We start from the raw sequence: 12,080 nt of genomic DNA on the forward strand, positions 1-12,080 counted from the left end.
AAATTATTTCCGCTAGGAGGATTTCACCGATATAGCCAGATCCAACAGCTCTTTTGCATGCTGCTTCGACAATTCCGTCACTTCCGCTCCAGCAATCATCCGGCCGATTTCTGCAATTTTTTCTTTTTCAGAAAGCGGAAGAACCTTTGTTTTCGTTCTTCCCTCTTTGCTTACTTCCTTAGCAATTAATAGATGGTTGTCAGCCATCGCTGCAACTTGAGGAAGATGCGTGATGCATAGCACTTGAGAGTTAATCGACACCTGATAAATTTTTTCTCCGATCGCTTGGGCGACACGGCCGCTTACACCAGTATCCACCTCGTCAAATATGATGGAAGTAATTCCTTGATGCTTGGAAAAAATCGTTTTTAAGGCAAGCATGATTCTTGATAATTCCCCGCCGGAAGCAATTTTCGCAAGAGGCTTAAGAGGTTCGCCTGGATTGGTGGAAATGTAAAATTCCACAAAATCCATGCCGTCACTTCCAAATTTCGCTGGAATTCCATCGATCAAAGCGGAATCTTGGGCCTCTTTCTGCGAAAATTGAACCTTAAATGTAGTTTTATCCATGTACAGCTGTTTTAATTCAGATGTGATTTGAGCGGTTAGCTTGTTTGCGTATTTTTTTCTTATTGCTGTTAAATGTTGGGATTTTGTCAGCAGTTCTTCGACGACAGATTTAAGCTCATTTCTAAGCGTTTGAATATGGCTATCACGGTTTTCAATCGTATCGATCTCTTTTTCAATTTCATCTCTATATTGCAAAATGTCTTTGATTGTTTGCCCGTACTTTCGTTTTAACCGATGAATGACATGGAGGCGGTCCTCTATCATATTTAACCGATCAGGATTAAATTCCATGCGTTCTAATTCATTTCTAAGCTGAAATGTTAAATCCTCTACAACGTAAAAACTGTTCGACAGCGTTTCGGACATTTCTTTTAACTGTTTATTAAATTCTGCTGCTTCTTCTAAATGATTCATGGCAAGTCGTAAAAAATCAAGCCCGCGCTGCTCTCCCTGCAGCGATTCATAGCTATTTTTCAAGGCTTCATAAATTTTTTCAAAATTTAACATTTCCTGCCGTTCTTCCTGAAGCTTTATATCTTCATCCATTTTTAAATCGGCATCGTCAATTTCCTTTAATTGAAACTTCAATAAATCCAATCGATGCGCCATCTGCTGCTCATTTTCTGAAAGGGCTTTTAACCGCTTTGTTAAGTCCGCGTATTTTTTATAAAGCTTTACGTATGCATCCTTTGCTTTTTTCACTTCTTCGCCGCCATATTCGTCGAGAAGATGAAGATGCTTTTGCTCGTCCATCAGCTCTTGATGATCGTGCTGTCCGTGTATATCGACTAATGTGCTCCCAATATCCCGGAGAATTCCGATTGTGACAAGCTTTCCATTAATTCTGCAAATGCTTTTTCCGTTAGCGGAGATATTCCGGTTTAAAACAATCATGCCTTCACTAGCATCTATTCCTAATTCATGGCACTTTTTCAAGCACGGATGGTCCTCTTCTTCCAATATAAACAACCCTTCCAATTCAGCGCGCTTTTCACCGGCTCGGACAAATTCAGAAGAACCGCGTCCTCCTACAAGAAGAGATATTGCATCAATAATGATCGATTTCCCAGCACCTGTTTCTCCCGTCAGCACTGTCAGCCCTTTTTCAAAAGAAAGAGATAGGGATTCAATAATGGCAAAATTTTTAATCGACAATTCCGCTAACATCGCATTTTCACCCCAAACTTGTTAAAGCATGTCCAAAAATTTTTCCGTCAACGTTTTGGTGTCTTCATTCTTCCTGCATATAATTAAAATCGTGTCATCGCCGCAAATTGTCCCTAATATTTCTTCCCAGTCCAAATTATCAATTAATGCACCGATTGCATGAGCATTTCCCGGCATTGTTTTCATCACAAGCAAATGTCCGGCAGAATCGATTTTAACAAATGCATCCATCAATGCTCTTTTCAGCTTTTGATGGGGATTGAAGCGCTGATCTGCGGGCAGGCTGTATTTATAACGTCCATCAGATGTCGGAACCTTCACTAAATGGAGCTCTTTGATGTCGCGGGATACGGTTGCTTGGGTGACATTAAAACCTAAATTTTTCAGCATTTCAACTAGTTCATCCTGCGTTTCGATTTCGTAATTTGTGACAAGCTCTCTAATTTTAATAAGACGCTGTCCTTTTGTCATTAGCGACCACCCCTATTCTCTTTCCTGTTATGATATCTCATAGAAAAACAGGAATAACTTGTATTCGTTATCCCTGTCTCTTTATTTTTAACGTGGAATGAGCGTTTTTCACAATTTCTTCAATTGTTTCCGTAAATTTTATGTCACCTTTTTCTTTTGCCCCTCCCCAATACAAATGGAGCAAAAACTCTATATTCCCGTTGCTGCCAGTGATCGGAGAGTACGATAAATGTAAGCAATCAAATCCTTCACTGATTGCAAAGGCCGTTATGTCATGCAAAACTTCCTCATGAACCCGAGCATCCTTCACAATTCCTTTTTTCCCGACTTTTTCTTTTCCTGCTTCAAATTGCGGCTTAATTAGCGCGACGCATTCACCAGTGGGCACCAAAATGGTTTTTAAAACAGGGAGGATCAATTTTAAAGAGATAAACGATACATCAATGGTAGCAAATTCCGGAAGCCCCTTTTGAAAATCCTCCGGCTTTACATAACGGAAGTTTGTCCGTTCCATCACGATGACACGTTCATCTTGACGCAGCTTCCAATCCAATTGATTATACCCGACATCCACCGCATAACATAATTTTGCGCCGTTCTGCAAGGCGCAGTCGGTAAATCCTCCCGTAGAAGAGCCGACATCTACCATAATTTTTCCTGCCACACTGATTTCAAATTGTTTCAACGCCTTTTCCAGCTTTAAACCGCCTCTTGAAACATAAGGGATCGCATCTCCCTTTACAGTTAACGGGATGTCGCGATCAATTTTTTCGCCAGGCTTATCCAATCGTTTTTCATTTGAATAAACAAGCCCGGCCATAACGGCCCTTTTTGCTTTTTCTCTCGTTTCTGCAAGTCCTCTTTCTACAAGCAATACATCTAAACGTTCCTTTTTACCCATATTTGATTCCTTTTTCTTTTTTTGGTATTACTTCGAGCACATTTTTGATTATTCCTTCTTTTGTTAATCCAATCTCTTCTAACAGTTTTTCCACGCTTCCATGCTCGATAAAGCGATCTGGAATTCCCATTCTTTTCATTGTAAGATTTGTAAAGCCATGCTTTTCAGCAAATTCTAATACCGAGCTGCCAAAACCGCCTTCAAGAACTGCTTCCTCTACTGTTAAAATCGGTATTCCTTCGTTGAAAATCTCAAGAAGCATTTTCTCATCAAGCGGCTTTAAAAAGCGGGCATTGACGACTCGAACGGAAACATTATTTTTGGCAAGTGCTTTCGCTGCATCCAATGCCATTTTAATCGTCGTTCCAAATGTTAAAATGACAGCATCTTTACCTTGTAAAAGAACTTCCCACGTACCGATCGGAATTTCTTTCAGCTCAGGATCAAGAGGCACACCCAATCCTGTTCCTCTCGGATAGCGAAGAGCGATCGGCCCTTCATCGTACTTCAGAGCCGTATAAACCATATGCTGTCCTTCATTTTCGTCTTTCGCCATCATTAATACAATGTTTGGTATATGGCGCAAAAAAGCGATGTCAAATACTCCCTGATGGGTTTCTCCGTCAGCTCCGACGAGTCCTGCGCGGTCAATTCCGAAAAACACATTTAAGTTTTGTCGGCAAATGTCATGAACCATTTGGTCATAACCGCGCTGCAAAAAGGTTGAATAGATTGCCAAAAACGGCTTCATATTGGCAGCAGCAAGTCCTCCTGCAAGCGTCACCGCATGCTGCTCGGCAATACCGACATCAAACATTCTGTCCGGAAATTCTTCTCGGAATTTTTCAAGTTTCGAACCAACCGGCATGGCTGGTGTAATTGCAACAATTCTTTCATCGTTTCTCGCTAATTTTCGAACTGTTTCACTTACTAATTCACTCCAAGACGGAGCCGATATTTTCGGTTTAACAAAATCGCCTGTTTCAATTTTATACGGGCCTGTTCCATGCCATGTTCCAACCTTGTCTTTTTCGGCAGGCAAATAGCCCTTTCCTTTTTTCGTGATAACATGCAGCAAAACAGGGCCTTTTGTTTTTTTGGCATAACTAATGTTTTCCATCAATGCCTGAAAATCATGTCCGTCAATCGGTCCAAAATAGGTAAAGCCAAGCTCCTCAAAAAACATGCCCGAAACGAATAAATATTTCAGACTGTCTTTAAGCCGTTCTGCTGTTGAGGCAAGCTTTCCTCCGACAGCTGGAATTTTTTTCAACAAGTATTCCAACTCTTCTTTTACCCAGTGATATTTGCCTGTTGTTCTTAATCTTCCAAGTATATGATGAAGAGCACCGACGTTTGGAGCAATAGACATTTCATTATCGTTTAACACAACAATAATATCCTTTTGTTCATGGCCGATGTGATTCAATGCTTCAAGCGCCATGCCTCCGGTTAAAGCACCGTCGCCGATAATCGGCACAATATATTCATCCGTTCCTTTTAAATCGCGGGCAATAACCATTCCCATTGCCGCAGAAAGTGAAGTTGAACTGTGCCCCGTTTCCCAAACATCGTGCTCGCTTTCTGAACGCTTCGGAAAACCGGACAATCCTTTATACTGCCTCAACGTATCAAACTCTTTCGCCCTGCCTGTCAAAATTTTATGAACGTACGCCTGGTGACCTACATCCCAAATAAATTTATCTTTCGGGCTGTCAAACATTTTATGTAAAGATATTGTCAGCTCAACTACTCCTAAATTTGGTCCAATATGTCCGCCGGTCACTGACAGCTTTTCAATTAAAAATTGGCGAATTTCCGCGCTCAATTGCTCCAGTTCTTTTATTGAAAACTTTTTCAGAAATTTTGGATTTTCGATGGACAATAGATCCAAAACGGATCACTCACTTTCGCTTTTTAGATATGCTTGCTTTTTTATGATTCTTTCCTTTTTTCTCTTTCATCAAAACAATATTAAATCTTTTTTCAAAAAAATAAAATATCTTTCCGACATAAAAAATAATCGGAGTTGAAAAACGGATTGCAAACGCCTTTCCAAACGCTTTTCCTCCGACAGTAAGAGCAGCTACAATGCTTGTGAATACGATTGAAATCGTAAACTCAAGCGCCGAAGTTTGACGGTCGGCAAACGTCACCGCCAGCTGCACTACGACAACAGCCGAGGCTGTTCCGCTGATTATGCCGGAAATATCGCCAATAACATCGTTGCAAAAGTTCGAAAAGCGATCGGCATTTCGGATAATTTGAATGGCATGCTTGGCACCGCTCACACGCTTTGACGCCATCGCATGAAACGGAACCTCATCTGCTGATGTGGCAGCAATGCCGAGCATATCAAAAAAAATGCCGATTAAAACGATCACAAAAACGATCATCATACCGGCAGCCCATCCGACGCCTTCCAGGAGAACAGTTGATACAATTGAAAAAAGAGCCGCTAACACGAATGTGATAACGGCAATTCCTAAACTCCATCGTATTGAATATCGAATTAGCTCTTTCATCATGAAATGCATAACACCTGATTTCTATGTAAAAACTATATATAACGAAATGGAGTGGTCATATATAGAGTAAACATTACGGCTTAGGTCCAGTAGGTTTTCCCAGTCAAGTACCAGGCGTTGCCGCCCCGGCGGTTTCCCTTTAAACCTGACTTAGCGCTGTCGCCAAACGCTAGACTGGATTGCCACTTAGTCCGTACTACAATCCTCTATATATGTCATGTGAACAGTCTAGGAGTTTTCCTCAAACAGCCTTTAGCCGGTTCCTAGCCTCTTTTGCAGAGCCGATTTCATATGTCACATAAGAAACTCTTTCATTGGCCATATGAAAAAGTTCCTTGTTTCCATAATCCCCTCGGCCTCCACTCAAGGCAGGCTACGCTGTCCGCGCCTCATTGCACTATGAAGCGCGTAGACAGGTTCATACCCATTTTGCACATAAAATGGGCCTCCGCGGAAAGAGGGTCAACGCCCACATGCCATTGTGGATCGCCCTCTAACCTTAACCCCCAGCATCAACCCAAGGCTGGGCGCCTCAAGCCAACACCAGGAACTTCATCGATGTGCCCTTTAGCGGATTTTTAGGCCCGCCTTCAGAACCGGAGGGCTGACTAGAATACTGCACCACTCCATCATGTTTTCTGACAGAATTATATCATATAGGAGTGTTTTCCTCAACTTGTTGGAGAATGCACACATTCAAATGCGAATCCCGTTCCTCACATTTTGTCGACCCGTTGGAGGTGCACCGAATTTTCATCGTTTAATGTTCGCGCTCACCAATTAAATCACAAAACGATAATAGAAGCTCATTGTTTATGGAGCATGTTTGCAAAATAGCCTTTGATGTTTCAATATGCTCCGACAATTTTTTCTTTGCGCCTTCCAAAGACAGTACGGACAAATACGTTGTTTTTTTATTCTCTTCATCGGAACCAACAGGCTTTCCGATCTTTTCTTCGTCTCCTTCAACATCTAATATGTCATCTTTAATTTGGAAGGCAATGCCTATATGGTATGCGAATTCCTTTAATTTATTTATTTCTTCAATCGACGCCTCAGCAATGATGGCACCTGCAATAATACTGAAAGCCAGAAGCTTTGCTGTTTTATGCTCATGAATATATTCAAGCTGTTTTAAAGTTAATTGTTTGTTTTCTCCTTCCATGTCGGCAACTTGTCCGCCAACCATTCCTTCTGCACCAGCCGCCTTTGAAAGCTCTGAAATGAGCGTCAATTTTACGCGATCTGAAAGCTCTTCAGCATCAGCAATCAGCCGAAAGCTTTCAGTCAGTAATCCGTCACCTGCCAGCACGGCTATGGCTTCTCCATATACTTTATGATTGGTCGGCTTTCCTCTTCTAAAATCATCATTGTCCATGCATGGAAGGTCATCATGAATGAGCGAATACGTATGAATCAATTCCACCGCACATGCGACCGGGTAGCCAATTTTCTCTTCTTTTCCATACGAATGGAGAACGGCAAGCAAGAGCATAGGGCGCAGACGTTTCCCGCCGGCATTTAAGGAATAAAGCATCGATTCTTTAATAATTTTCGGGGCATTTAATCTTTCAATATATGTGGGAAGAACGGAATCAATGGCAGCTTTGCGCGTTTTTAAGTATTCCGGAAAAGACATCACTTTTGTTCTTCCTCCTGTGCTTGGAAAGGTTTGATCGTTCCATCTTCATCAAGAATAAAATCCAATTGCTTTTCAGCTTGCGTTAATTTTTCATGGCAAAGCTTTGAAAGCTTCATTCCTTCTTGAAAATATTGGATCGCCTGTTCTAATGGAACATCTCCGTCTTCTAATTTTAAAACAATTGCTTCCAGCTCTTTCATCGCTTCTTCAAACGTTAATTCTTTTTGATCATTCATGATCTTCTCTCCTCAATTTCAGATACTTCACAATGGATGGTCCCGTCCTGCAATTTAATTTGAATAAAATCCCCTTTAGCCGTTTGTTTTACGCTCTTTACCAGCTTATCTTGTTTATACACAAGGCTGTATCCACGTTCCATAATCTTTAATGGGCTGAGTGCATCAAGTTTAGAAGCCAATGCTTGAAAGCGATTCAGCTTCTGTTGATATAAAGCTGTCATCTCGCGCAGCATTTTTTTGTCCAGATCCTTCATTCTTGTCTTCGCCCGCTCAATTTGGTCATATGGAAGTTCGTTTTTAAGACGATTCGTCAATAACAAGTATCGGTTCGTTTGATCGCTTAAGTAACGTTTTCCTGCTTTTTTAAACCTTTCGAATAAAATGTCCAGCTCCTGTTCCTTTTGCATATAAAGCTTTTTCGGATATTTGAATGCATATGAGTTGGTTAAGCGGAAAAGCTTGAGCTTTTCCTTTTTGATCCGTTCCTTTAAAGCGTTCGTCATTCTAATGTTCCGTTCCCGGATCTTTTCGATTAAATCCGTTATATTAGGAACAGCCAGCTCTGCTGCTCCGGTTGGAGTCGGCGCCCGAAGATCGGCGACAAAATCTGCGATTGTATAATCTGTTTCATGGCCTACAGCAGATATAACGGGTATTTTTGATTTAAAAATTTCCCTTGCCACCATCTCTTCATTGAAAGCCCACAACTCTTCAATCGATCCGCCTCCTCTTCCAACAATGAGGACATCGAAATAACCGAGGGAGTTGGCAAGCTGTATTTTATTCACAATCGATTTTCCCGCTTGTACACCTTGAACAATTGCGGGAATAACCACCACTTTTGCCACAGGGTATCTTCGTTTGATCGTTGTGATGATATCCCTGACGGCTGCACCTGTCGGCGATGTGATCACACCGATCGTCTTTGGAAAGGCAGGAATCGTTTTTTTATGCTTGACATCGAACAGCCCTTCTTGCTCCAATTTTTTTTTCAGCTGCTCGAATGCAAGATAAAGCCCTCCTACTCCATCAGGCTCCATTTCCTTTGCATAAATTTGGTATATTCCTCCGGGCTGGTAAATGGTAATTTCACCGCGTACCAATACGTTCATCCCGTCCTCTGGGCGAAATGGAAGAGAACGGTTAAAACTTGAAAACATAACCGCCTGTATTCTGGCATGCTCGTCCTTTAACGTAAAATAAATATGTCCGCTGTCATGAATTTTTACGTTTGATAATTCGCCTTTTACCCAAATATCGCGCAAATGTGGATCAACATCAAATTTTCGCTTAAGGTATTTTGTTAACGCCGAAACGGTTACAAATTTTTTGTTACTCATGAACAACTCCTTTAAAGCAAGTTTATGGACGTACCCGCTTCTTTGCGGATTTAACCGTATTATAAACCAGCATCGTAATCGTCATTGGACCTACTCCGCCGGGAACAGGAGTAATGGCGCTTGCTTTTTCTTTTGCCTCATCAAATTTTACATCGCCTACAAGTTTTCCGTTCTCAAGTCTATTGACGCCAACATCTATTACGACTGCACCTTCTTTAATATGATCAGCACCTATGAAATGAGGACGCCCGACAGCAACGATTAAAATATCTCCTTGGATCGTATGCTCCCGTAAATTTTTCGTTTTCGAATGGCAATATGTAACCGTTGCATTTTCGTTTAGAAGCAATTGTCCGACCGGTTTTCCGACAATATTGCTTCTGCCAACAACGACAACATGCTTTCCGGCAATTTCGATATTTGCAGATTTGATCATTTCAACAATTCCGGCCGGTGTGCACGGCAAAAACGCATCCTGTCCCGTCATCATGCGTCCAACATTAATCGGATGAAAGCCATCCACATCTTTTTCTGGAGAAATTTTTTCAATGACTGCTGTTTCATCAATATGGTCAGGTAACGGAAGCTGAACAAGAATTCCGTCATAACGATCGTCCTGATTATATTTTTCTATCACTTCAAGCAGTTCTTCTTGTGAAATCGACTCCTGCAAATGTTCCAGCTTAAAAGAAACGCCGATTTCCTCCGAAGCTTTTTGCTTCCCCTTAATGTAAGAAAGGGAAGCAGGATTGTTCCCAACTAAAATAATGGCAAGGCCGGGTGTTACCCCTTTTTCCTTTAATTGTTCCACTTCTTTCTTTAACTCGCTTCGCATTTCTTTTGCCAATTCTTTTCCGTCAATAATCGTCGCCACCATCTTTTTCCTCCTAAGCTTTTTTTTCTAACTCTTCTTTTATACTTGAGAGGACACCATTTACAAATTTGCTCGACTGAACATCTCCGAACATTTTAGCAAGTTCAATCGCTTCATCAATTGTTACATTGAACGGAATATCCGGTTCATATTTCATCTCATATACAGCTAAACGCAAAATGGCACGGTCAATGTTAGCCAATCTTTCCAATTTCCAATTGGTTAAATTCCTTTTTATCAATTCGTCAATTTCGTTTTGATGTTCAACCGTTCCGAGTACAAGCTTATTTAAAAATGGATCATGTTCATTACCGTCCAAAACATGATTGATGGCTTCCTCAGGAAGCGCTTCAGCCAAGTCAATTTGAAACAGTGCCTGCAATGCCTTTTTCCTAGCTGTTCTCCGTTTCATCTTTTTGCTCCTTTTTTCAAACTATGTCGAAATGTCATATATGAATCATATCATAACTGCCTCTTGTATCACATATGAAAGTTCATCCGAAAAGAAATTTCAGAATCTTTCTTATTATTCTTTATTTTAAACAAAAAAGGGGAGGATATCCTCCGCCTTTACATTTCCTCTTGAATTTCAGGCTCTTCCGTCTTCGTTTCAAACTGAATGCCCACTACATGAATGTTGATTTCGTTGATTTCAAGCGCCGTCATCGTTAAAAGCGTTTGACGAATGTTTTCTTGTACTTTCTGTGCAACAGCCGGAATGGAAACCCCGAAATTCATGACACAATATACATCAATGACAATGCCTTCTTCACCTAAGTCTACTTTTACGCCTTTACCATGATTTTTTTTGCCAAAGCGTTCAGCGACTCCTGAAGCGAAATTGCCGCGCATTTGGGCTACCCCTTCTATTTCAGATGCGGCAATTCCGGCGATGACTTCAATGACTTCCGGAGCGATTTCCACTTTTCCAAAGCTTGCTTCATGATTCATTTCCAATCCTGTATCTTTCAAATAGTACACCTCCAAAATTATGACATGATTTTATAATTTTCAAGAAATCTAGTGTTGAACTCCCCGCTGATAAATTTTTCATGATCCATTAATTTCAGGTGGAAAGGTATGGTTGTATGCACTCCTTCTATAACAAATTCACTTAAAGCTCTTTTCATTTTGGCTATCGCTTCTTCCCTTGTCGCTCCGTGTGTAATCAGCTTTGCGACCATTGAATCATAATATGGCGGAATGGAATAGCCAGGGTAGCAGGCAGAATCAATGCGGACACCCGGTCCGCCCGGAGGCAGGTACATTTCGATTTTACCAGCTGAAGGCATAAAATTCTTTTCCGGGTTTTCTGCGTTAATTCTACATTCGATCGCCCAGCCGTTAAATGTAATGTCTTTCTGTTCAAAGCTTAGTGGTTCGTTTGCTGCAATCTTGATCTGCTCTTTGATCAGATCAATGCCTGTGACCATTTCAGTAACAGGATGCTCAACTTGAATGCGGGTATTCATTTCCATGAAATAAAATTGCTCATTTTTATAATCAAAAATGAATTCCACTGTACCTGCACCGGAATAACGCACCGCTTTGGCTGCTTTTACAGCCGCTTCCCCCATTTTATGTCGCATTTTATCAGATAGTGCAGGAGAAGGAGTTTCTTCCACCAGCTTTTGTAAGCGCCTTTGAATGCTGCAGTCCCTTTCACCTAAATGAACGACGTTTCCATGGTGATCGGCAAGAATTTGGATTTCAACATGGCGGAAAACTTCAATACATTTTTCAATGTAAACGCCTGGGTTTCCAAATGCTGTTTGCGCTTCCTGCTGAGTAATTTGGATCCCTTTCCGCAAGCTTTCTTCGTCATTCGCAACGCGTATTCCTTTTCCTCCGCCTCCGGCGGCTGCTTTAATAATGACTGGATAACCGATTTGATTTGCGATCTCAACTGCTTCCTCTTCGCTTTTAATGATCCCTTTTGACCCAGGCACAATCGGAACACCCGCCTGCCGCATTGTTTCCCTAGCAACATCTTTTTTTCCCATTTTTGTGATTGCTTCTGGACTAGGGCCTACAAAAACAATGTTGCAATCATTGCAAAGCTCGGCGAAATCAGCGTTTTCTGCCAAAAATCCGTAGCCTGGATGAATGGCTTCTGATCCAGTCAACGTCGCTACACTCACGATGTTCGTAAAGTTTAAATAGCTGTCTTTAGATGCAGTCGGTCCTATGCAATACGCTTCATCTGCAAGCTGAACATGCAAGGAGTCTTTATCCGCCTCAGAATATATGGCGACTGTTTCGATCCCTAATTCCTTGCAGGCGCGTATGATTCTTACTGCAATTTCTCCTCTGTTTGCTATCAGCAATTTTTTAAACATTTTCTTTCC

The 12,080-nt window shown here is 41.3% G+C and carries 12 protein-coding genes; all 12 read right to left on the bottom strand.

Going from position 1 to position 12,080, the window contains the following annotated elements; translation table 11 throughout:
- Window positions 1–12 precede the first annotated feature (12 nt).
- On the bottom strand, window positions 13–1,737 hold the full coding sequence (gene recN / locus NSS70_RS13860) for a DNA repair protein RecN (RefSeq protein ID WP_311066313.1): 1,725 nt from the start codon (window positions 1,735–1,737) through the stop codon (window positions 13–15).
- Between the two features lie 21 nt (window positions 1,738–1,758).
- Window positions 1,759–2,208, bottom strand: coding sequence for a transcriptional regulator AhrC/ArgR (gene ahrC, locus NSS70_RS13865; RefSeq protein ID WP_063388132.1), 450 nt, complete (start codon window positions 2,206–2,208; stop codon window positions 1,759–1,761).
- Between the two features lie 67 nt (window positions 2,209–2,275).
- Window positions 2,276–3,109, bottom strand: a complete 834-nt coding sequence (locus NSS70_RS13870) for a TlyA family RNA methyltransferase (RefSeq protein ID WP_063388131.1) — start codon at window positions 3,107–3,109, stop codon at window positions 2,276–2,278.
- Window positions 3,102–5,003, bottom strand: a complete 1,902-nt coding sequence (gene dxs / locus NSS70_RS13875) for a 1-deoxy-D-xylulose-5-phosphate synthase (protein WP_063388130.1) — start codon at window positions 5,001–5,003, stop codon at window positions 3,102–3,104. Before dxs ends, NSS70_RS13870 begins: the two co-directional genes overlap by 8 nt.
- A gap of 10 nt (window positions 5,004–5,013) precedes the next feature.
- Window positions 5,014–5,634, bottom strand: a complete 621-nt coding sequence (locus tag NSS70_RS13880; protein ID WP_066247695.1) for a hypothetical protein — start codon at window positions 5,632–5,634, stop codon at window positions 5,014–5,016.
- A gap of 763 nt (window positions 5,635–6,397) precedes the next feature.
- Window positions 6,398–7,276 carry a polyprenyl synthetase family protein gene (locus NSS70_RS13885; protein ID WP_130156396.1) on the bottom strand — a complete coding sequence of 293 codons (879 nt, stop codon included), beginning with the start codon at window positions 7,274–7,276 and terminating at the stop codon, window positions 6,398–6,400.
- Window positions 7,276–7,515 (bottom strand): exodeoxyribonuclease VII small subunit, encoded by a 240-nt coding sequence (locus NSS70_RS13890; protein ID WP_063388128.1) that lies wholly within the window; start codon window positions 7,513–7,515, stop codon window positions 7,276–7,278. The genes NSS70_RS13885 and NSS70_RS13890 overlap by 1 nt, the downstream gene beginning before the upstream one ends.
- The gene (gene xseA / locus NSS70_RS13895) at window positions 7,512–8,858 is read right to left on the bottom strand and encodes an exodeoxyribonuclease VII large subunit (protein ID WP_340881804.1); all 1,347 of its coding nucleotides are present in this window, start codon (window positions 8,856–8,858) and stop codon (window positions 7,512–7,514) included. Before xseA ends, NSS70_RS13890 begins: the two co-directional genes overlap by 4 nt.
- A gap of 22 nt (window positions 8,859–8,880) precedes the next feature.
- Window positions 8,881–9,735, bottom strand: a complete 855-nt coding sequence (gene folD, locus NSS70_RS13900; RefSeq protein ID WP_340787836.1) for a bifunctional methylenetetrahydrofolate dehydrogenase/methenyltetrahydrofolate cyclohydrolase FolD — start codon at window positions 9,733–9,735, stop codon at window positions 8,881–8,883.
- 10 nt (window positions 9,736–9,745) lie between these two features.
- The gene (gene nusB, locus NSS70_RS13905) at window positions 9,746–10,144 is read right to left on the bottom strand and encodes a transcription antitermination factor NusB (RefSeq protein ID WP_063388125.1); all 399 of its coding nucleotides are present in this window, start codon (window positions 10,142–10,144) and stop codon (window positions 9,746–9,748) included.
- Window positions 10,145–10,302: 158 nt separating this feature from the next.
- On the bottom strand, window positions 10,303–10,704 hold the full coding sequence (locus NSS70_RS13910) for an Asp23/Gls24 family envelope stress response protein (RefSeq protein WP_063388124.1): 402 nt from the start codon (window positions 10,702–10,704) through the stop codon (window positions 10,303–10,305).
- Window positions 10,705–10,721: 17 nt separating this feature from the next.
- A complete protein-coding gene (gene accC / locus NSS70_RS13915; RefSeq protein ID WP_340881805.1) occupies window positions 10,722–12,071 on the bottom strand; it encodes an acetyl-CoA carboxylase biotin carboxylase subunit in 1,350 nt (449 codons plus the stop codon).
- Between the last annotated feature and the right edge of the window lie 9 nt (window positions 12,072–12,080).

The sequence above is a fragment of the Aeribacillus sp. FSL K6-2848 genome, from assembly GCF_038004325.1.
Taxonomy (GTDB): domain Bacteria; phylum Bacillota; class Bacilli; order Bacillales; family Aeribacillaceae; genus Aeribacillus; species Aeribacillus composti.

Bases quoted from the DNA above. Each gene is read 5' to 3' on its own strand.
- recN (WP_311066313.1), bottom strand. From the start codon at position 1,737: ATGTTAGCGGAATTGTCGATTAAAAATTTTGCCATTATTGAATCCCTA.
- ahrC (WP_063388132.1), bottom strand. From the start codon at position 2,208: ATGACAAAAGGACAGCGTCTTATTAAAATTAGAGAGCTTGTCACAAAT.
- NSS70_RS13870 (WP_063388131.1), bottom strand. From the start codon at position 3,109: ATGGGTAAAAAGGAACGTTTAGATGTATTGCTTGTAGAAAGAGGACTT.
- NSS70_RS13880 (WP_066247695.1), bottom strand. From the start codon at position 5,634: ATGAAAGAGCTAATTCGATATTCAATACGATGGAGTTTAGGAATTGCC.
- NSS70_RS13885 (WP_130156396.1), bottom strand. From the start codon at position 7,276: ATGTCTTTTCCGGAATACTTAAAAACGCGCAAAGCTGCCATTGATTCC.
- NSS70_RS13890 (WP_063388128.1), bottom strand. From the start codon at position 7,515: ATGAATGATCAAAAAGAATTAACGTTTGAAGAAGCGATGAAAGAGCTG.
- xseA (WP_340881804.1), bottom strand. From the start codon at position 8,858: ATGAGTAACAAAAAATTTGTAACCGTTTCGGCGTTAACAAAATACCTT.
- folD (WP_340787836.1), bottom strand. From the start codon at position 9,735: ATGGTGGCGACGATTATTGACGGAAAAGAATTGGCAAAAGAAATGCGA.
- nusB (WP_063388125.1), bottom strand. From the start codon at position 10,144: ATGAAACGGAGAACAGCTAGGAAAAAGGCATTGCAGGCACTGTTTCAA.
- accC (WP_340881805.1), bottom strand. From the start codon at position 12,071: ATGTTTAAAAAATTGCTGATAGCAAACAGAGGAGAAATTGCAGTAAGA.